This is a genomic window from Priestia sp. VA7, from assembly GCF_055710015.1.
The window spans coordinates 1-21,883 of sequence record NZ_JBVQPN010000008.1 but is presented as its reverse complement, the minus strand read 5'-3'; the positions used below and the strand labels follow the sequence as shown (position 1 = coordinate 21,883).

The 21,883-nt window shown below is 33.6% G+C and carries 16 protein-coding genes; 1 reads left to right on the top strand and 15 read right to left on the bottom strand.

The genetic code is table 11. The features are described from left to right. Positions 1–70: 70 nt before the first annotated feature. From AC0C45_RS25600 to AC0C45_RS25530, 15 genes are all read right to left on the bottom strand, one after another. A complete protein-coding gene (locus tag AC0C45_RS25600; protein ID WP_472928970.1) occupies positions 71–1,018 on the bottom strand; it encodes a dihydrodipicolinate synthase family protein in 948 nt (315 codons plus the stop codon). A gap of 1,663 nt (positions 1,019–2,681) precedes the next feature. Further along, on the bottom strand, positions 2,682–3,632 hold the full coding sequence (gene manA / locus AC0C45_RS25595) for a mannose-6-phosphate isomerase, class I (protein ID WP_472929036.1): 951 nt from the start codon (positions 3,630–3,632) through the stop codon (positions 2,682–2,684). A 20-nt stretch (positions 3,633–3,652) separates the two neighbouring features. Beyond that, positions 3,653–4,546 (bottom strand): ROK family protein, encoded by an 894-nt coding sequence (locus tag AC0C45_RS25590; RefSeq protein WP_472928969.1) that lies wholly within the window; start codon positions 4,544–4,546, stop codon positions 3,653–3,655. 130 nt (positions 4,547–4,676) lie between these two features. Beyond that, entirely contained in the window at positions 4,677–5,390 is a 714-nt protein-coding gene (locus tag AC0C45_RS25585; protein WP_472928968.1) for a GntR family transcriptional regulator, read from the bottom strand. A 271-nt stretch (positions 5,391–5,661) separates the two neighbouring features. After that, the gene (locus tag AC0C45_RS25580; protein ID WP_472928967.1) at positions 5,662–6,279 is read right to left on the bottom strand and encodes an SGNH/GDSL hydrolase family protein; all 618 of its coding nucleotides are present in this window, start codon (positions 6,277–6,279) and stop codon (positions 5,662–5,664) included. Between the two features lie 106 nt (positions 6,280–6,385). Further along, complete coding sequence (locus tag AC0C45_RS25575) at positions 6,386–7,792, bottom strand: glycoside hydrolase family 1 protein (RefSeq protein ID WP_472929034.1); 1,407 nt, start codon at positions 7,790–7,792, stop codon at positions 6,386–6,388. 22 nt (positions 7,793–7,814) lie between these two features. Then, positions 7,815–9,137: a PTS cellobiose transporter subunit IIC gene (gene celB, locus AC0C45_RS25570; protein WP_472928966.1), complete on the bottom strand. Its 1,323-nt coding sequence runs from the start codon at positions 9,135–9,137 to the stop codon at positions 7,815–7,817. Between the two features lie 25 nt (positions 9,138–9,162). Beyond that, positions 9,163–9,495 (bottom strand): PTS sugar transporter subunit IIA, encoded by a 333-nt coding sequence (locus tag AC0C45_RS25565; RefSeq protein WP_472928965.1) that lies wholly within the window; start codon positions 9,493–9,495, stop codon positions 9,163–9,165. Between the two features lie 2 nt (positions 9,496–9,497). Further along, positions 9,498–9,809 carry a PTS sugar transporter subunit IIB gene (locus AC0C45_RS25560; RefSeq protein ID WP_472928964.1) on the bottom strand — a complete coding sequence of 104 codons (312 nt, stop codon included), beginning with the start codon at positions 9,807–9,809 and terminating at the stop codon, positions 9,498–9,500. Between the two features lie 285 nt (positions 9,810–10,094). Beyond that, complete coding sequence (locus AC0C45_RS25555; RefSeq protein WP_472928963.1) at positions 10,095–10,433, bottom strand: HNH endonuclease; 339 nt, start codon at positions 10,431–10,433, stop codon at positions 10,095–10,097. Positions 10,434–10,990: 557 nt separating this feature from the next. Then, positions 10,991–11,935, bottom strand: a complete 945-nt coding sequence (manA, locus tag AC0C45_RS25550; protein WP_472928962.1) for a mannose-6-phosphate isomerase, class I — start codon at positions 11,933–11,935, stop codon at positions 10,991–10,993. Positions 11,936–11,953: 18 nt separating this feature from the next. Next, positions 11,954–13,888, bottom strand: a complete 1,935-nt coding sequence (locus tag AC0C45_RS25545; RefSeq protein ID WP_472928961.1) for a fructose-specific PTS transporter subunit EIIC — start codon at positions 13,886–13,888, stop codon at positions 11,954–11,956. A gap of 155 nt (positions 13,889–14,043) precedes the next feature. Further along, a complete protein-coding gene (locus tag AC0C45_RS25540; RefSeq protein ID WP_472928960.1) occupies positions 14,044–15,999 on the bottom strand; it encodes a BglG family transcription antiterminator in 1,956 nt (651 codons plus the stop codon). 702 nt (positions 16,000–16,701) lie between these two features. Beyond that, on the bottom strand, positions 16,702–16,953 hold the full coding sequence (locus AC0C45_RS25535) for an AbrB/MazE/SpoVT family DNA-binding domain-containing protein (protein WP_472928959.1): 252 nt from the start codon (positions 16,951–16,953) through the stop codon (positions 16,702–16,704). Positions 16,954–17,503: 550 nt separating this feature from the next. Further along, a complete protein-coding gene (locus tag AC0C45_RS25530; protein ID WP_353636128.1) occupies positions 17,504–17,722 on the bottom strand; it encodes a hypothetical protein in 219 nt (72 codons plus the stop codon). A gap of 3,017 nt (positions 17,723–20,739) precedes the next feature. Between AC0C45_RS25530 and AC0C45_RS25525 the strand changes: the two genes are divergently transcribed. Next, the coding region (locus tag AC0C45_RS25525) for a replication protein (RefSeq protein ID WP_472928958.1) at positions 20,740–21,883 on the top strand (1,144 nt) is incomplete at its 3' end.

Here is a 21,883-nt window from a genome sequence, read left to right as displayed (position 1 = left end):
TATAAACGAGTCCCACCTAAATACTAAAGAGTAGTGGTTGCAAGATTGCCCCCACTACCTACAACATCTATTACGCTTTCACTTCATCTTTTAGTAATCCTACTTTTAATAACCCTTGACGAATCTCTTCTACCTCTTCTTCTTTTAAAGGTAATACAGGACGTCTTGCTAATGAGCTACTAATTAATCCACGTTGATACATGGCTTCCTTCATACGCAAATGAGAAGTAGAAGAAGGCTCATCCATTTTATATACAGCTTGCTTTAATTCAAAGATACGATCGTACACCGCATTAGCTGCTGTTAAGTCTTGGTCTTTCACGCATTTCACTAGCTCTGCGATTAAATCTGGTACAAAACAGCCAAATCCAACTAATGCACCGTCGATTCCTTGAACTAAAGTAGGTAACAAGTATTCATCATGACACGTTAACAGTGAAACATCAGGCGCATTCTTTTTTAGTGCTCGAATATCTACTTCATATTGTGCAATATCTCGTTGTCCGACTTTGATGGACACAACGTTTGGAATAGCAGCCATTTCTAATAATTGGCTAGTTGTATACGATGTTTTTGTCCAAGTTGGATATTGGTGAACAACGATTGAGATGTTAATAGCTTCTGCCACGTCTTTAAAAAACTGTACTGGTGATTCTTCTTGCATCCCAAATCGTAGCCAAGAATGTGGAGGCATAAGAAGGATTCCACTTCCTCCAGCTTTTTCTACAGCTCGAGCATGTTGGATAGCCTCGATTGTTCCTTCTGCCGAAACACCAGAGATAACAGGAATGCGACCTTTTAGTTCATCAGCTGCAATTCGTACGGCCTCTGCACGTTCTTCAGGCAATAAAGTCATAATTTCCCCTGTATGACCATTTACTACAATTCCATTAACCCCTTCATGACCTGCGACCCAGCGAACTAAAGAACGAAAGCCCTCTTCATCAATTGAATAATCGTCCTTAAACGGAATAAGAACTGCTGGAAATACACCACTCCATTTTAATTTGTTTTTCATTAAAAACATCCCCTTTTTCAATTTTTAATTTATAGTAATCGTTTACGTAAGTAATCATAAAATGAAAACGCTTAATTGTCAATATTATTTTTATTTTCTGACAAAATAAATTAAAAAAGGCTCTATTAACCCCTTTTATAGCAGTTAAAACTATGGAAAACATCAAAAATATAAAGTAAACGTTTACTTATTTAGTGTCGTAATTTGAAGCTTTTATTTTTAATAATTAACTTTGAAAATGGATGTTAGGGTTAATACCTTACTGTTAGTTTTAGAAGATGTGCACCTTGAAAACTATTTATATAAAAAGAAACCTTTGCTATAAAGACAAAGGTTGTTCAAATTTATTGGAATAGGGAGAATACTTTATTAGCCTGTCCAGATTTGTAGATTCATATACACATAACTTTAAAAATCAATATTGCGATCGATTCTTTTTCAGAAAATAACCTTACTTAAGTTATTTTATCATCTAAGTAAATACTAAAGTACTTCATATATTACTAAGGTTTTACTACTTATACTTAGTGACGACAAATTGTGAGTTTTACTTTTATTATATACCACTTCATCTTCTACTTCCTTTTTAAGAAATTGATGTATTTATTTTCACTAAACAGAAAGTATATAATTATTTGATGTTAGTATGTTTGTGATACGATAAATCTAATTAAAAATACAATATAAACGTATTCTATTTAAAACTGTAAATGTACAAACTGTATTATAAAAAATATAATTTTACTATTTACTCTTAGTGACGACAAATAGAATGTTTTTCTACAAGGTAGGTAAATGATATAACTATTTTTAATTAAAATGTTTTAATATTTATATATAAGTTTATAAAACTTTTAACATTTAACTTTATATAGATGTATCATAATAAATTATTAATTAATTTACAAATAAGAAAAATGTTTTTTATGATTTGTGATTCTATCAAACTTATTTTTATTGAATATATAATATTCATGTCATCTACTTTATTAAAGAAAACTAGCTATACATATAACCAACAAGAAAAAATAAATTCTATTAATAAAGATGACAGTCATATAGAAAGTGGTTATGAATTTGATATCTCGGTCACAAAGGTGAATAAGTATATTAAGCAAAAACTCTTACCTGCGCTTCGAGGAGAATACCAGGAAATTAATAAACTACATGGGTTAATCAAAGGGACTATAGTTAGTTTAGAAGTAATTGTAAATATAATGCAGGTCATAAAAAAAGCTCACCTTTTTTAGGTAAGCTTGTGAAGGGGAATATCTATGAAAAAATGCTTTACAGCATGATGAACAATTAATTTATCATTTAATAGTGAAAAAAAGATGAAATTTAACCATAATAAAAGGTCATATCATAAGATATACCCTTCTAAGTTTTTACTCTGTATTTATTTAAAAATGCATAATCATGGTTTGATTTACACTTAGAGCAATAAAACTAGCTTTACCAGCATGATCGATCTCTTGTCATCATGACCTTTCACTTGAAAATTAAATATTTAGCCCTCTGTTTATCCATACTACTTTTGTTTGTTTCTTTAAAAGAGGTATTTTATTTCTAAATTTCCTTTTAAGTACCTCTACACTTAAACTGTACAATATTTTATCCTTTAAATGATCATTTTTATCTCGCTATAAATCAACTTATTAGTCTATAAATGTGAAACAATCAATTCACAGTTTCCACTTATCTCAAAATTTCTTACTTTTGCAGGAAGGATAAAATGGCTGCCCTTATTAAACGAATATTCTCCTTCTTCTCCCCTAAGAATTCCGTTTCCATTTATTACACTACATAACGTAAAAGGTTTGTCCATTGTTAAAAATGCTATCCCATCTATTTCCCATTTATGAACAGAGAAAAATTCACTTTCCACAAAAGTAGTAACTAGTAAATCTTTATATTTTGTTACAATGGGTTGATTATTTATATCTATGAAAGGAACTGTCGTAACATCTATTGCCTTTTTAAGATGTAGTTCACGTTTTTTTCCATTCTCATCCCTTCGGTCATAATCATAAATGCGATATGTAGTATCAGAACTCTGTTGTGTTTCAAGTGCGATTGTTCCTTCGCATAGGGCATGAATGGTACCACTAGGCACATAAAAAAAATCACCTGGTTTTATCTTTACTCGACGAAGTAACTTATCCCAATCCTCGTTTTCAATCATTTTAATGAATTCATCTTTTGTTTTAGCATTGTGACCATATATCATCTCTGATCCTTCCTTACAATCAATGATATACCAACACTCTGTTTTACCTAGTTCTCCATTTTCATATAAATTTGCATAGATATCATCAGGGTGTACCTGTACAGACAGATCTTGATTAGCATCTAAAATTTTTGTTAAAAGTGGAAAAGTATCCCCTTCATAGTAACCAAAAACTTCTGGGTGATTTCTCCAAACTTCATTTAAAGTCTTTCCAGAGAACGGACCATTTTCAACAGTAGATGGTCCATTTAAATGTGCTGAAATTGCCCAACACTCACCTGTTTTATCATGAGGGATTTTGTACGCAAATTTATCCTCTAATCCCTTGCCTCCCCAAATTCTCTCCTGAAAAACTGGCTTTAGAAATAATGGCTGCAGCATTATAATATACCCCTTTTGTTCTTTTATTTTTGTTTTTCCGGTTGTGTCTCGTTAGCTTTTCTGCCTAGAAGTAACGCTCCTGTAATTCCCGCAAGGTCCCCTAATTCTGGAGAAACAATATATTTTTCTATTCCATCAGATAATTGCGGAAATTCAATATATTTATTTAACAGCTTCTTTACATCTCTATAAATGAGGGGAAACAACTGTTTTTGCTTCATTACTCCTCCACCCAAAATAATTTTCTTAGGTGACAAAATAAGGATATAGTGGACCAAAGCTTGTGCAAGATAGTAGGATTCCATTTCCCATACTTCTGAACTATTCACTAATTCAATCCCTGGTTTTCCCCACCTTTCTTTAATGGCAGGCCCTCCAGCAAGCCCTTCCAGACAATCATTATGATAAGGACATATCCCTGGATAAGTATCTTTGAGATGACGTCGAACGGTGATATGCCCCATCTCAGGGTGGGAAAGCCCCTGAAGAAGTTTTCCTCCTACCACAGCTCCTGCACCTATTCCTGTTCCTACCGTAATATATAAACAACTATCAAGCCCCTTTGCAGCCCCTAATGTTACTTCTCCTAAGGCAGCAGCATTCACATCTGTATTAAAACCTATTGGTATATTAAATGACTCTTCAAGCTTCTTTAGGATAGGATAACCTCTCCAACTGAGCTTAGGTGTGGAAGTAATATACCCATAGGTAGCGCTTTCGACATTCACATCACAGGGACCAAATGCTCCTATACCCATGGCCCTTAAATTAAACTGATTAAAGAATTCACTAACCTGCTTTATTGTTTCCTCAGGTGTAGTAGTAGGGAATTGGACTCTTTCAAAAATTTGTCCATTTCCATCACCTACAGCACATACAAATTTCGTTCCACCTGCTTCTATTCCCCCGTATAGCATAACAATTCCCCTTTGTTCTGTAATTTCCAATAAAATATTTGACTCTTGATATCCCAACAATATTTACTATCATTTTCTTACGCATAGATTAATGGATTATTTTTTCTCTTAAAATCAAATTTGTAAGTGCTTATTTTCTAATATTCACACTGGTAAACACAAACTTGTCATAGCGATGTCTTGAAAATGAATACTCAAATGGTACACCTGTATTCAAATAAGCTACTTGCTCGACTTCTAAAACTGGGTCATCACTCTTACAGCCTAAATATTCTTGATCCAAATCCGTTGACTTATCTGCCCTCACCTTCCGATGGGCCCCTCCAATTTTAAGTCCCAGTTTGTCTGTAATATGACTATAAATAGAGGAATAAAGAACACTTTTATCTATACCAACAATAAGATTGGTAGGCATGTATGTTTCTTCTATAACAAAAGGTTCTCCTTCTACATTTCTTAGACGAATAACATGATATACTGGCGTATCATCGTCCACTGATAGATGAGCAGCTACCTGGGGCGGCGGAAACAGTACATCAAACTTAATTAATTTTGTCTCGATCTTTTTATTTTTAAGAAGGCCCGTTAATCCTAAATTTTCTCTATCGGTGGCATTCACTTTATTATCTTGGATAGCTGATTTAATAATAAAGGTTCCATGTCCTCGCTTACGATATAACAATCCTTCCATCACAAGAATATCTAAGGCTCTTTTTACCGTCATTCGGCTACAAGTAAATTCTTTGGTAAGAGATAGTTCATCAGGGATAGGCTGATCAATAGGATACACTCCTTCTAGTATTCTCTTTCTCATTTCACTTGAAATATGTTCGTATTTACTCAATAGGTTCTCCTCCAGTAATTGCTTAAAGAAAACAATTGTTATTTTATATATGCTGTAAATTCCCATAGCTAAGTCATGTTATTATTTGCATTTCCCTAGTTATACTCATTATTATAATATACACAATATGAATGTATATACTTTTAATAACTAATGTATATACTTAAAATTAAAATATAATCTTTACCAAAACAATGGGAATTTATAATTGCTTGCATACCAATACTGGAGATTATAGCCAAATACACACTAGCTAATGAGGTTTTCCTCACTATAACTTAAAGCTTTTTATCCATGTGTGAGCCACTAGAAGATTTCCAGTTGAGTTCATATGTACCCCATCAGTGATAAGACGACACTCTGAGGTTGAGCTGAGGTATCTAATAAAGGCCTGGTGAGTAGGCACAAGTATAGCATGGAAATCTTTTGCTAATTGTTGTACGATTTCTACATAGGGAATTAATTTTTTATTCCCTTCCGAATTTCTGTCTTCTTCAATAATGGTCGGTTCCATTAAAATAAGCTTAGCTTTTGTACGGTCTTTTACCCTCGCTAGTAAACGCCTATAAATTTCCTTGAATTGATCTGGGTAAACTTGCTCTTTCCCTGGATGATCGAGCTGTCTCCAAACATCATTAATGCCACTGGAAATAGAAATATAATCTGGATTTAGTTTAATAACATCTTCTTCCCACCGTAAGTTCAAATCGGTTATCTTATCTCCTCCCACTCCCTTGTTTAGAATTGTAGCAACTTTGTTGGGGGAATTAATCAGAAAATAATCTCGAATCAATCGTACATACCCATCTCCTAGATGTTCATTTTCTTTATTTCTTCCTGACTCTGTAATACTATCCCCTATAAATAATAATAAGTGATTAGAATTCATTACTTTGTAACTCCCTTACTAAAAGTAGTAATAAATTACGGTCAATTTATGGCTTGGATAGCTCTTATACATTTTGAAAGAAGATGGTCGTATGACCATCTTCTACTTAAAAACCGTTATTTTCGGATACTAGTTTAAACCATCTTCCACTCTTTTTAACTGTACGTTCTGCATTTTTTTCAAGGTTTACTGATACAAAACCATAACGATTTTTATAAGCATTTGTCCACGACCAGTTGTCCATAAACGTCCATAAGTGATATCCTTTTACGTTACATCCCTCTTTGATGGCTTTATGAACCCACTTTAAATGTTCCTCTATAAACTTAATGCGGTAATCATCTTGAATTATTCCTTCTTCATCACGGAAGCGTTCTTCTCCTTCTACACCCATACCGTTTTCAGAAATGAAACATTCAATGTTTCCGTAATTTTCTTTTACGTTTATTAAGATGTCATATACACCTTTTTCATAGATTTCCCATCCTCTGTGTGGATTCATTTTACGCCCCGGCATAATGTAATTATCAAAATAACGGTCAGGCATAAATGGTGCCTCAGGATTAGGCATATTTTCTTTAGCCTTCACTCGTCTTGGTTGATAATAGTTAACTCCAAGAAGATCCACTGTATTGGACTTAATTAAATCAAGATCTCCTTCTTCCATCACTGGCATGTATCCTTCTTCTTTTAAAATAGCAACGAGCTCTGCTGGGAATTCTCCTTTTACAGACGGATCAAGAAACGAGCGATTAAAGAAGGCATCTGCAATTTCGGAAGCCTTCACATCGGCAGGATGTTGGCTTCTTGGGTAAGAAGGTGTCAGATTAAGAATGATACCTATTTTTCCATCTTGTTTTAATTTTTTGTATGCTTGGATAGCCATTGCACTAGATAGAATGGTATGATAACCAACCTGAACTGCTTTTCTAAAGTTAACCTCATTTGGATAATGGAAGTCATACAAGTATCCACCTTCTACTGGTACAATCGGTTCGTTATGTGTAAACCATTTTTTCACACGGTCTCCGAATAACTGAAAACACGTTGTAGCGTATTCTACATATGCATCTACAACTTCACGATTTTCCCACCCTCCGAGATTCTGCATAGCCATAGGCATATCAAAATGATACAGGTTTACAAATGGCTCAATATCTGCTTCCACCATTTCATTAATGACATTATTATAGAATTCTACAGCCTTACTATTTACTGTACCTTTACCAGTTGGAAACAACCGAGACCAAGAAATAGATAAACGAAAAGAATTATGTCCAATTTCCTTCATTAATCTAATATCTTCTTTATAACGATAGTAAAATTGAGAGGTATCAGCAGGACCTACTCCGTTAAAGAAACGGCTTGGTTCTTGTTCATACCAAAAATCCCATATATTTTTTCCTTTTCCCTCTATGTCGGTAGCACCTTCAGTTTGTGTAGCAGATGCAGAAGATCCCCACCAAAAACCTTTCGGGAACTGATATTTGAAATATTTTTGAACTTCTTCCATAATTTTCATATTTATTACCCCTTTAAGAAATTTTTTGATTTGAATTATTTTCATCTTCAACTCGTTCTTTTTGAAGATTTACTCGATCAATAACTTTTAAGAATGGAAACCATATAGCTAGAACGATGAAAAAGTTAACCAACTGCAGCAATCCACCTGCAAAGGAGTTAGTAGCCATTATGCCATTAATAAAAATAGGAACAGTCCAAGGAACAGTTACACCTGTTGGAGGTGGTACAATCCCTGTAGACATTGCAAAATAGGAAACTAGCGTAACGATTATTGGTGATAAAATCCAAGGAACAATGATTAAAGGATTCATTACTATAGGTAATCCAAAGATAATTGGTTCATTTACATTAAAAAGTCCTGGAGCAAATCCTAATTTTGCAACTTGTTTCATTTGTTTACTCTTCATAAAAAGTAAAATAGATACTACGACAGCAAGTGTCATCCCAGTTCCACCCATGCCAACTGTATAAATCTCCATAAATGGTTTACTAATCACATGGGGAACTTCTCCTGTTTTGGTATATGCATCTAAGTTCTCGATAGCTAATGTATTCCAAATTGGATCCATTACAGAATTAATAATGATTTGGCCGTGTAAACCAAAGAACCATAGCAACTGAATAGCAAAAACTGCAATTAATGTCGGCACAATTCCACTACCTAGATGTACTAATGGAGCTTGCACTAGATGATAAATTATGTCATGCATATTTGTTTTAAATACCTGGGTAATCAAAATATTAATTCCAAGGAAAATAGTTAGCGTAATCACAGCTGGAATAAGAGCAGAAAATGATTTAGCTACTGCCGGAGGAACACCTGGGGGCATCTTTATTGTAAGATCCTTTTGGACAATAAATCGATATATTTCCGCTGATGTAAAGGCGACAAGCATACCAAGGAACATCCCCTTAGCTCCTAGTCTGTCAATTGGAATAACATTTTGTATGGCCTCTTTCCCCTCTACTTCTAGTAAAAATGGTGTAAGGATGAGAAAGGACGTTAGAGCAATAGCACCTCCAAATACAGCCTCTACACCATAACTTTTAGAAAGATAATAACCTATCCCAAATACTACAAAAATGGTCATAATTCCCATTGTCACCTGTGGAGCTATATTAAAAGCTGAGCGAAAAGCATTTAAACTGCTTTCACTCATAATTTTGTCAAGGAACGGAAGATTCATTAGTACCACCGCAATTGAACCAAAAATCGTCAATGGGAACGCTAGCATAAATGCATCCCGTAATACAGATAGATATCGGTTATTGTTTAACCTTCCAGCTATTGGGACAAGGTACTTGCTCAATTTATCAAAGAAACCCTGATTCATAAAATATCCCCCTGTTATCTCTAGACTAGAGATTTTTAACTTTAAAAATTTCTAGCATTTCTTTTACAAGCTCTTTCATTGTTAACGTCGACATTAAATGATCCTCAGCATGCATTAGAAGTAAAGAAAAAGGAGTGTTTTCTCCACCTGCCTCTTTTTGAATCATCTGAAAATGAATATCATGGGCGACTTGTAAATCAGCTTCTCCTTCTTGTAATAAAGTGGAAGACTGTGCTAAATTTCCTTCTCGATATTCACGTAGCGATTGAATAATTTTGCTTCTAGCTGTTCCACTATGTAAGATTATTTGGAAGCTAACTTGTTCCTCAGTTAAATTTTCTAATTGTATTTTTTCCATGTTTACTTACCTCCTATTAAGCTTACTGCTTGTTCGTAGGCTTTTTTTCCATCAGCCATTCCATATGCCATCATGTCAATTACATCCACTTGGATTCCATGCTTTTGTGCTTCTTTTTGAAATTCCCCTTTTAAAAAACTCATTTGTGGTCCTATTAGCACAACATCTGCCTTTTCCATTTCTTGTTTAGCTTTATCTTGTCCCACTGCCCAAATTTCAGCTTCTTCCCCTAAAGATTTCACATGGTCTTGCATCTTTGTAACTAATAAACTAGTAGACATTCCTGAACTGCAAGCTAATAAAATTTTGTACATTTTAATCAAACTCCCCTTTTTTATTAAGCGCTTTCAAATAAACCTTATAATAATTATTATAATCATTTTTAATTAAATGTCTAGACATTTAATTAAAAATGATTAATTTTATTTATTGTTCTAAATATTTGAATATAACTAGAGTATCTTTTATTTTCACTTCCTATATTATGATTAAAATAAAAAACTTGCTGATATAAAGCAAGTAAAATAAGAAAATATATATAATATACTTTTAGATTTATGTGAAAAATTTTTTACATACTATTTGTAATATTACGGTTTTCATACTGGAATTTTATTCTTTGTAGCATCAAAAATTTCTCTATAAGTTCCAATATCAATATTATCTGGTCTATTATCTAAAGAATTATCATTGAGATGTCTAATGCATTCACCTTCTAGAGCAGCTTCTCCAAATTTTTTATAAGCTACAAACCGATGAACTAGTATTGGTCTTGACATTCCAAGATATGTTATACCGAATGTTTTATAGAAATGATTTTTAGTTTTACGTATGGAACCCTTTACTTTTCTCCCTTTTGGGTTAAATATCTCACCATCTTTATTAACTGTATAGCCTCGTTGGTTTGCTAGTCTTATCATTTCATTACTCTTACTCAAAATATCATCTCCCTTATAACATTAATTACATTTGATTATTTCTTACAAAAGAAATATAAAGAGGCTTTTTATGTTTAACGGAGTAAATCAAAACTATTTCTCCAAAATGTATACATAGTAGAAGTTTATTGAGAATACGCCTTTACGTTTATTTAGCAAGGGCGTATTCTAATTTAGATGATAAGTTCCATTTCACAGCACTGTTTTAATTTACAAATAACATAGAAATAGCCATTAGCTAGCCACAGTTCGTGTAGAGAAGAAAAGGGATTTATCTTCATTGTCATGTGTATACTGAAATTCAGAACCATTCTAAATATAATAATCATCGTAGCCTTAAATATATTACTGGACCTATTATAGTAGTGTGCCATCATCTTCTTTAAGGTCATCTAGCATTCATAAAGAAATTGCTACGTTAAAACGAGCATTTGAATTTCTGTAATTTCCGTCCCGTGCAAACACACCTTCTTCAAGATAAGAATCATTTCAGCCTCCATACAATGAATGTAAACCATAGCCTTTAACAGTATCTCTTTTATTCATAAATGAAGGCACTACAGGCTTGAAACAATGCACTCAGCGTTTCCTACAAGCTGATATTCTTCAAAATCATTAGGTACTAAAAAGTGATCTCCTTTTTTGAAGAAATATGTATTCCCTCCGGAAATTAGACTCCCTTTCCCATCTATTACACTAACAAGAAGAAAAGGTTTTTGTTGTTTTAAACTAGTCGGACCGTTTAATAACCATTTTTGTACTGAAAAGTACGGACATTCAATAAAAGTGGTTACACTCAAATCGTTTATTTTTTCTTGTTGAACAGTTAGTTTATTTGATGTACATGGAATTTCCGTAACTTCCACACTCTTTTCCAAGTGAAGCTCACGTGTATTCCCTTCTGAATCTTTTCTATTATAATCATATAATCGATAAGTTGTATCAGAGTTTTGCTGCGTTTCTAATATTAAAATTCCTTTCCCAATTGCATGAACAGTTCCACTTGGAACATAGAAGAAATCTCCAGGCTTTACTTTTACACGATGTAATAACTTATCCCATTCTTCCTGTTCTACCATAGACATGAATTCTTCTTTTGTTTTTGCATGGTGTCCATAAATAATTTCTGCATTTTCTTCACAATCAATAACATACCAACATTCTGTTTTCCCAAATTCTCCATTCTCGTGGATATTGGCATATTCATCATTTGGATGTACTTGAACAGATAGATCTTGATTAGCATCTAAAATTTTTGTTAGAAGAGGAAAACAATCTCCATCCAAATCCCCAAATACAGCTCGGTTTTTCTTCCACAATTCACCTAAAGTTAAGCCTTTATATTTACCATTTTTCACAACACTTTGTCCATGTGTATGTGCTGCAAAAGCCCAACACTCTCCTGTTTGGTCCGATGAAATCTCATAACCAAAAGAAGTTAATTTTGTTCCACCCCAAATTCTTTCCTTGAAAACGGGTTCAAAAAATAATAGTTCAGTCATAATTAATCTCCCTTTGTTTTATGCGATTTCATCTAGTAGTTTGTATGCTTCTTCTTTTGTTTGGACAGATAATAATCGTTCCCTATAACTGTCATCCATTAGTTTTCTAGAGAGCATTTGAAGAATTTTCAAATGTTCATTTCCTCCACTACTTTTCGGTACGGCAATCATAAATATTAATTTTGCTTCTGTTCCATCAAGACTTTTCCAATCTACTCCTGATTGTTTAATTCCAAATACTACACTTGGTTTCTTAACAGCATCCGATTTTCCGTGAGGAATCGCAATATTCATGCCAATGCCTGTCGTACTTTCTTTTTCTCGATTCATAATAGCTTGTTTGAATTCAGACTCTGAATATAACGCACCAGCAAAGTTTAGTTTTCCAATCATTTCATCAATAATATCGTCACGTGTTTCTCCCATTAAATCAGTATCAATCAGTTCTAAACTCGTTATATCTTTTAATTTTTTTATTTCTACCTGTTCTACTTGTTTTTGAACTTGTGGTATTTCTTTTCCTGTCGAAACTTCTTTTATTGCTTCTACTTCTTGCATGTCTACTTTAGCAATATCCTTTTTTAACACATTTACTAAAATAGCAGTTACAAAAGAACCTGCAATAACAGCAATAAAGAACATAAGTACATTATCCACTGCTCCTAGTACTGCAACAATCGGACCACCATGTGCTACTCTATCTCCTACGTGACCTATCATCGCAATAACAGAACCTGTCATAGAACCGGCCATAATGCTTGGAATTACGCGAAGTGGATCTTGTGCTGCAAATGGAATAGCTCCTTCTGTAATACCAAATAGACCCATTGTAAATGCTGCTTTACCCATTTCTCTCTCTGAAGCTTGATATTTTCTCTTTCTTAAGAACGTAGCAAGTCCCATTCCGATTGGTGGAATACAGATTGCCGCAGCTATTGGACCCATAATTTCGTAATTTCCTTCACCAATCATTGCTGAACCAAACAAGAATGCAACCTTATTAACTGGACCACCCATATCAAAAGAAACCATAGCTCCTAAAATTAATGCCAAAAGAATGGAACTAGATCCTTGCATACCTGCTAACCAAGCAGTTAATGTTACAAAAACTTGTGCCACGGGTGCACCGATAATAAATACAAATGCTAACCCTAAAATAAGGGAAGAAACTACTGGGATAACAATAATTGGCATAATAGGTTGGAGCGCTTTGGGAACTTTTAATTTCTTAATTCCTAACGCTACATATCCTGCTAAGAAACCAGCAATAATACCTCCTAAAAACCCCGCACCACTTGTACTTCCATAAAAACTTCCTGTTGCTGCAATATATCCACCAATCATACCAGGTACAAGCCCTGGTTTATCTGCAATACTATAAGCAATATACCCGGCTAGAATTGGAACCATAAAAGTAAATGAGGCACTTCCAATTTGCTCAATTATCTTCCAAAAAGAATCATCTGGAATAACCAAACCTTTTGGTGTCTTTTCACCTCCAAGGGTTAAAGCAATAGCAATCAACAATCCACCAACTACAATGAATGGAACCATATAGGATACACCATTCATTAAATGACGATAAATTGGATTTTGTTTTTTCTGCGGTTGATTGCTTTTTTCTTCTTTTGATAGTGACTGGTAAACAGGTACATTACCACTTGCTACTTTTTGAATTAATTCTTGTGGCTTACGGATACCATCTTGAACGCCTACAACTAGTAACTTTTTCCCTGTGAATCTATCTTTATTTACAGCTCGATCTGCAGCTATAATAATGCCGTCTGCTTCATGAATATCCTTTTCAGTAAGCTCATTTTCCACTCCTATTCCACCTTGAGTTTCAACTTTCATTTGAATCCCTAATCTATCTGCCGCTTTTTGCAGATTCTCTGCTGCCATATAAGTATGGGCGATCCCATTTGGACATGATGTAATCGCTAACAGTTTCATTTCTAGTCCTCCTCAAATTCTTTTTCGTAAGCGCCTACAAATACTATATAGCAATATCACAAAGTCAAAAGTTTTGTTTTTTACCGTAGCTTCCGGAAAAATTGAACTTTTTCCCTATCAAACAAAAAAAGCAAGGCATAAATGCCTTGCTTTTTTTAATAATGTAAATGGGATAGAAACTTCATTACGTTTGTTTCTTTAGTAAGTTTTTGAATAAAGAATGGTTGTTCGCTTATAAAAGATAACTCTTGAAATAATTTCTTTGTCATTTTTTGATCATCATTTTTTACAGCTAACATAAATACAAGGTTCACTTTTTCAGTTCCCCATTCAAGGGGATCTTTTAATGTAGCGATAGCAATTGCTGACTGTTTAATGAATTTGGAATTCGCATGAGGAATTGCAATACCTGCCCCAATGGTTGTTGCTGACATTTTTTCTCTCATAATTGCATGAACAGCATATTCTTTTTCGACATAACCTTTTTCAAACAAGGCGTTTGCTAACTTCTCGATTAACTTATAACGGTGTTCTATATCCTCTTGTAAAAAAACTAGAAAAGGGGTTGCATAGTTTAGCAGAGCAAACTCTATTTGTTCTTGACGGACTGGTTCTTCAAGTTCTTTGATAAATTCTCCTAGTTTCTTTTCTTCTGTAGATTCTAATAGTGGTGATACGACAAGGTAAGGAATCTTTAATTCCGGAAGAGATATTGTAGAAATAACAAGTTCCACATCATGATGCTTCGTTAAATACTCCTCTAAATCAGCTTTCGCAATACAATCCATCACATAAATTTGATGAAATTTCCTTTCAATCTTTGTCCGTAATAATTGTGACATTCCAATTCCCATATGGCATACTATGATTACGTTCTTTTGCTTTTGCCTATTACCATTTAAACGTTCGATAGATGCTTGAAAATGCAAGGTAAGATATGCAGCTTCTTCCTCTGGAATAGAAAGAGCACACGACTGATTAATTTCTCCAAGTACATCAATCACTATATCAAACATGTAAGGGTACATCTTCTTAATGTCATTCAACATTGGATTTGATACAGAAAGATCATAATTTATTCGATTTAAAGCTGTATACAAATGGACTTTTAACCCCGTTTCCAAAACTTGATCCTTACCAAAATCTAGCATAGTTAGTTCAGATACACGATGAATTAAATGACATAGAACCTTAAAAAATTCGGTGTTTTCTTCATCGCTTTCATCTAATTTCCATGATGCACCATTTTTTTGATAACGAACCTTCCCACCTAATATATGCAATGTTAAATACACTACTTCCTCTTCCGGAAAACGCATGGCGAAAACTTGTTCCAATCTTTTAAGAAATTCACAAGTCCACTTATATTCTTTTTTCTCCTGTAAAAGAGTTATTTCCCTTTTAGAAATTGAAATAGATTGTTTTAGTTTCGTTCGTCGAATCATTAACAATGTATGCAATAATAAACCTTCAAACGTTTCATCTGTAAAATATAAAGAATAACGAATTTGGAGCGCTTTCAATTCATTTGCTACAGATTCTACTTCATGAGATAAAAACTGTCTCTTAACAAAATGACCTACAAAATCTGAGTTATTAATTAAATCTGACATTCTAGCCAATGCTTTTCTTTTATTTTTTTCAGTTCCTTCAATTATCAAACCTACTCGTTGTTTTGAGACTAGTCTTAAGCTAAAATGCTCTAACCACTTCTCAATTTTATTTAAGTCTTTCTTTATTGTAGCTCTATTTAGGAAATATTGAGCAGCTAACTCTTTTGCTGTAATTGGCTCTACATTCATTAGTAAGTTATAGGAGATTTGCAATAACCTTTCCTCACCGATTTCATACTCTGCATTATTACCTACTATATAAAACTTATTACATAAACGCACTTTTTCATGTTTTTCTATATCTAAATAAACACCTAGTCCTGGTTTTCGAATTAGATGAGCATTTGAATGCTTATCAAGGTAATATTCAATCATCTTCAAGTCATTGCGAATTGTTTTTTCAGAACAATTTAATCTATCCGCAAATTCCTGCACCAGTAAATATTCATCAGGTTGAGATAACAATAGATACAAAATTTCTTTTTGTCTTGTATTCATGAGTTTCACCTGTTTCTTATATTAAATCATTTGCTCCGATAGAGAAAAAGTCTATTTTTTGTAAAATTTCATTCCTTACTGCTATTTAAGAGACTTTAATCACGATCCAGATTCTAATATGTTTTACAACCGTTGTACTCCCCAATTGAAGCTAGTAAAACTGTTTTCATATTACTTTAGCATTTTTAGATAGAGCTTAAAAACGCTTTCAATTGACATCTTCATTATATTAGTATAGGCATACGTAATTGTCTATACTTTTATTTGAATTGATTTAAACCTTTATGGCTTATTAAATGCATTATGAAGGTTATGGTGCAGAAACTTTAAGTTAATCACTATTAATCTTTAAACCTTAGACATACTACCACTATTACCCTAAAGAAAGACGTGATAAGTATAAAAAATAAAACTTATTTAGAGGGAGACATTACTAAACTTATAGATTTTTAACAACAGTAAGATCGAATCTATAGTACAACTTCAAATTTTGTAATCACTGTTTACGTAATAACGCTTAAAAGAATCAAATAAAAAAACGCCCTCCCTTGAGTACCAAGGGAGGACGTGACATTTAAATTTATTTTTTATGCATAATTTTATACATTATAGATTTATTAAGATTTCAAGCCTTTGACAAATTACCTTTACTGCATAAAATCATGTATAAATTAAGCCTTTATATTGAACTTAAACTCAATTTCATTCTTTAAAAATTTCTGCCCCTCTTGGACTTAGCACTAAACCTTTTGCATATTCCCTATTTTGAGGAGTGATGTCACCTGTTACTATACATTCGTTATAAGACATGTATTTCTTTAAAATAATTTGGTTCCCATCAACAAAGATTTCGATAGGGTCTTTTTCTTTAATAGCAAGAACCTTTCTCAGCTCAACTGGAATAACAACTCTTCCTAATCCATCTACTTTTCGTACAATACCTGTTGACTTCATTTCATATTCTCCTCTTCTTGCTGCGATATTCTACTTCATTTTATTTTCTATGGATGGATTTATCACCCCAACAAAGGAACCTTAGGTGCCTTCCTACAAGTATATAAATAGTACTATAACAGGCTTAAGCCTGTTATGTAGCCTTGAGGCTATCGGATGTTTAAAAAAGTGCCCGTCTATAGTTACTCTAGACATCTTTTGTTTCTTCTTGCATTATCTTCTTATTCTTACGAATAAACGAAGGGATTTTACTAAAATAGTGTCTCTTCACTTCGTCATAAGGTATCCAAATTTCTTCTCTCTCGATAAGGTCGTACACTTCGTCTAAAATTTGATCTCGTTTCTTAGGGTGTAATTTGGTATAAGGATAGTTAATTGCGCTGATATAACGTTGTCTTAATTCGTTCGTTATCCACTCTTTCTGTTTTTCTTCAATGCTGAAAACTTTTTATTTGTTTGAATTAAGCGTCCATTTTGATAAACACGATTTTTCATGCAGTTTTCCCCCTTTTTCCGTAGTCTCATATAAAATCATTGAATCTTCATTTATCTAGTAGGCTTTTTTCTTAAATTGCTCTTTCACATAGATACAATTTCGTGTATGCTCACGAGAAAAGAAATGATCATGTTTATAATGTACTTTGACTTCACATGAAGGACAGACAAAAAAACCCATTCTTATTTTATCTTGATTGACCTCATGCGCATAAAACTCTCCTGTAGCTCTAAACATGACCACATGTTTAGCCTTTTCGATTTTTGCTCGCATAATTGCGTCCTCCTTCACCATAATTATCATCTACTTCCATGATAAGGGTTATATGGTAAGAAGACAAAATAAAAAGAAGCCCTCCCCTTAATCCTTGACTCATATACTTTCTAATACTGCTCTCTTTTAAGGAGAAGCTAATTTGATATTATGTAACCTTTTAAAATATGAAAAAGATGTTATTATCACTTATGGAACCCATAATAATAACAATGATATGGTTTCTATTTATTTGGAGTGTGATAATACTTGTTTTTAATTCATTTATGTGAACCTTGTAAAGTTGAGGAAATAACAACTCAAATAGATCCAAAATATAAATGCCCCAAGTGTGGGCTATTGACCGAAGATAGATGGATTGATGAAGAAAAGGAGTATGAATCCTGAGTGTTAAGAGAGAGCATTAATGCTCTCTTTTTTTACAACATAAGAGGGTTTTATAGTGACTACACTAACTTGTCTTTATTGTGGGAGTATTGTTAATCCACCAATTAGGAAGGAGGATCTAACCCATTGTAAGTTCTGTAATGATTATGTGCATTGCTCGCAAAATGGGGGGGGAAAAGGTCTTTATAAGATTCAATTGATTGACTATGAATTTATAAATATGGATCTTTCATAACTAAAAGAGCCTCACCTTGTTTTGCCTGCTGCTTTTTCTCTCCTTCTACTTTCCCAGTATAAAACAAGAATACTCTTCAGCCTTCACTTCGTTTTCAAACCTTTGCTTTTTTTAACGTTCTATCTCTTGTGCGCCATCATTCCGTGCAAAAAATTTCGTAAATCCATTTTATTATTTCACTTTTCTTCCCTTGTCATAATCCTTTAACTCTCTCTGTACCTCCCTCCTTTTTAAGCTGACTTTTAAAAATTCTTGGGAAGAAATGTTCTTTCCTTTCGCGATTTCACCTAATTTTTAAACGACAATCAAATCGATATTTTGTAAAAACATATCCATGACATTCGTTCCTTTCCTGTAAATTGTGGTTCCCACTACAAAAGAGAGAAGAGCATAAGGGGTTTTTGCTATCATATAGGGTGATAGGCTAGGCAAAGCCTAGCAAAACCGTGATATCACGAAAACCTCTAAAGTGTGAACCTACTGTTGATGTAAGCTCCTTCACGTGAACCTACTGTGAACATGAAAATTGAGCATGTGAACCTGCTGTGAACCTCAAAAAAACACATGTTGACCTACTGTTAACATGTGTTTTTTCACTTTACGACAAAATCCTGTTGCTTTTAACTTAATTTTTGGATCTTTTCTTGTAGACTTTTTTGGTCACCCTCATAGAACTGAATGCTTTCATCATTAGATTGAATCGCATCTTTTTTATCACAATTTTAGATTCTGTCTTGGCTTTTCCATAGCCTTTCGTTTTCTTTTTTATAAAATCTTTTTCTACATAAAAAAAATAAATATCGACGCCTATGAACGTGTATTTTTTCAGAACGGTAATCATTTATAGAATAAAATTTGATTCATGAATGATAAAAAAGCACGAGTAAATCACTTGTATTGTAAGCAAAAAGAAATGGCCGTTTTGATTACAAAGGTGCGAAATAAATAAAGAAAGATCGTTTGCTTCTGTCTTATTTTTTCAAAAAACACTTCAAAATGAAGTGACCCTTGAGGGGACATTTATCAACTATGAAGGGCCGGTGAAGGGGCTTCTGACACAAATGTTGCGATCACTGAAGGTACGGTGAAGGGACTGTCCTTTAATTCGAGGGTGCGCTGAGGGGGTTCTTGCAAACATTTCCTTGTACCCAAGGTTTTGTTAGGCTCTGCCTAATCCCACACAGTCTGTGGGGGCAAAAACCCCTTATGCTCTTCTCTCTATTTTTTAAGGGGCACCAGTATTTTAAGAATTTCAAACAAATATGGAACTTCAAATAAGAGATGTTGGTCCTATTGATGTTAAAAAGATTGATAAGTTAGCAAAGAAACATGGTCAATCATGATAACAATTTTCAAGGAATAAGGTTCACACATTAGCTATTTTCAATCAACAATCTGAGCCAGAAAGACATCCTGAGAATTTAATTGAAGCCAACAGTAAGATGATGGAACGTTATGTAATTCCGATGAAAAACTTAAATGATATGTTAAAAAAATTGATGAGGAAGCCTAGAGATGATGATTACAAAATCCAGATGATTTTACTCGATAAAGTCACATATTAATACATTCAAGATTACATGCTTAAAAACAAATTTAGATATCCTGGCGACGCTATATCTGACATTTGTAATCAATTCAAATATAAACAAAAAAAGAATGGAACTGCACTAATTTTCTCATAAGTAAGCTCACCACTTGAGGCTCCTAATTTTCTAATAGGACTATTTTCTCCTCACACATTAATAAAAAAAGCGGCTTCTACATTTATAAGTAGAACCTGCCTATATCATACTTTTTGAATTTTGCATAGTGTCATTTTTTATAGTCCCCTTTTAGAAAAAGGACTATAAAAAATGGCACTAACCAGAATGCCCATTTACCCTTAACATTGAAGTTGTATTCATTCATTAAATTCCCAAAAATAACAAAATAAACATCATAACATACTTTTAACTAATTGGGGAGGGGTAAAAAAATACCCCTCCCCAAATTCCACAAATTCAGCTATGATGAAGTCGACTCCTAAAGAAATAACAAACCGATCGTAGCTAAAAATACTTGTTTTGATATATTTTGCTAATTTTTATTGAATTATGAGACTAGTTAACGCTATAATAAAACTAACAAAAACGTGCGGATAGAAAAAAGACTTCAACTGTTTAAGTAGTGTACCACCACTCTTAAACCGTTCCCCCTAGTTACGGTAGGGAAAACACTTGTCGAAGTCTCTTGTTAATAGAGTTAGTTTTTCTATAAAATAAAACTTATGGTTTTATTTTATATGAAATTGACATCTATTTCAAGGGCTTAGTTCATCAAAATCACGGCATTGTTTTCCTTTCTTCAGGGAAACAGTGTCTTTTTTGTGTTCCTTAAAGGAGAAGATGAACAAATGAACAAGATATTAACTTGCTATTTACCAGATGTAAATACCTTCAACGGACGATTTAAATGGTTATGGAAAGAAAAACCGACCCTTCGTAAAAAGAAAGAAGCGTTTTTAGAAACCCTTCGTACATATTTTAAACAACAACAAGAAGCCCTACATAAAGTATTCCCTAAAAAACGTATGGAAATGTTAGATTACGTGATTTATAACCTTGTTGCCACAGGTATTCAAGCGATTCACTCCAAAACACTTATGGAAAAGTTTGATGTATCCCAAAGTACCGTTTCTCGCTTTGTGAAATCGTTAAAGGAAACACCATTTATGATCGTGGCACGTTACATTAAAGAAGATACAACAGGTGCTCATCCTGATAGCTATGTGTTTATCCTTAAAAGCCACACGAACTTTAATCAAATTTGTGAGGAAATCTTTTTTGCACACGATACAACAGGTATTCAAACGCTTCAACAAGAAGAAATGACAACTCCTGTGACAACTCCTGTGACAAGTCCAGAAAGTACTGAAAACGTTGATACACCGAGCTTTGAGGGCGAAAAAACATCGTCCCCCTTTATTAACCTTGATTTACCTAAAAAGCATTTAAATAATCATTTAATATCTGCTTCACAGTCATTTGCTTATATCAAAGGTGTGCCTAAAAAAGTAAATCATGTGTATGCAGGGAAATATGGTCATCAACTAAAAGACTTTTATGCGCGTATTCAAAATGCAGCAAAAGCCGTAAAACGAGATACAAAGATTGAGATTGTGAAAGAACAAGTTCATGAAATCGCTTATACAGCCATTGTAGGCTTAGATAAATATGTCCATGAAGCGAATCATAAGGGTACTCCCCTATCACTGGATGACATGTGCCGTCTTGTTTATCAAATTGCACTCAATCAATTTAAGAATCTACTTAAAGGGAATATGGAAGAACCAACACCTGAGTCAGACATACATACAGAAGCCGAGACAGCAGCACTATTTATACCTAAACATATCATCCGTAAGGAAATCGTTCCTGCTTGGTTACAAGCTGAACAGGAGCAAAATGAGTGTACACAAGAAGAAACTATTTCTTTGGATCAACAGCTTGAAATGATTCAGTTAAAGCAAGATTTAGGGCAAGAACTAACGCCAGAAG

Bases quoted from the DNA above. Each gene is read 5' to 3' on its own strand.
- AC0C45_RS25600 (WP_472928970.1), bottom strand. From the start codon at position 1,018: ATGAAAAACAAATTAAAATGGAGTGGTGTATTTCCAGCAGTTCTTATT.
- AC0C45_RS25590 (WP_472928969.1), bottom strand. From the start codon at position 4,546: ATGCTATACGGGGGAATAGAAGCAGGTGGAACGAAATTTGTATGTGCT.
- AC0C45_RS25580 (WP_472928967.1), bottom strand. From the start codon at position 6,279: ATGAATTCTAATCACTTATTATTATTTATAGGGGATAGTATTACAGAG.
- AC0C45_RS25575 (WP_472929034.1), bottom strand. From the start codon at position 7,792: ATGGAAGAAGTTCAAAAATATTTCAAATATCAGTTCCCGAAAGGTTTT.
- celB (WP_472928966.1), bottom strand. From the start codon at position 9,137: ATGAATCAGGGTTTCTTTGATAAATTGAGCAAGTACCTTGTCCCAATA.
- AC0C45_RS25565 (WP_472928965.1), bottom strand. From the start codon at position 9,495: ATGGAAAAAATACAATTAGAAAATTTAACTGAGGAACAAGTTAGCTTC.
- AC0C45_RS25560 (WP_472928964.1), bottom strand. From the start codon at position 9,809: ATGTACAAAATTTTATTAGCTTGCAGTTCAGGAATGTCTACTAGTTTA.
- manA (WP_472928962.1), bottom strand. From the start codon at position 11,935: ATGACTGAACTATTATTTTTTGAACCCGTTTTCAAGGAAAGAATTTGG.
- AC0C45_RS25545 (WP_472928961.1), bottom strand. From the start codon at position 13,888: ATGAAACTGTTAGCGATTACATCATGTCCAAATGGGATCGCCCATACT.
- AC0C45_RS25540 (WP_472928960.1), bottom strand. From the start codon at position 15,999: ATGAATACAAGACAAAAAGAAATTTTGTATCTATTGTTATCTCAACCT.
- AC0C45_RS25535 (WP_472928959.1), bottom strand. From the start codon at position 16,953: ATGAAGTCAACAGGTATTGTACGAAAAGTAGATGGATTAGGAAGAGTT.
- AC0C45_RS25530 (WP_353636128.1), bottom strand. From the start codon at position 17,722: ATGCGAGCAAAAATCGAAAAGGCTAAACATGTGGTCATGTTTAGAGCT.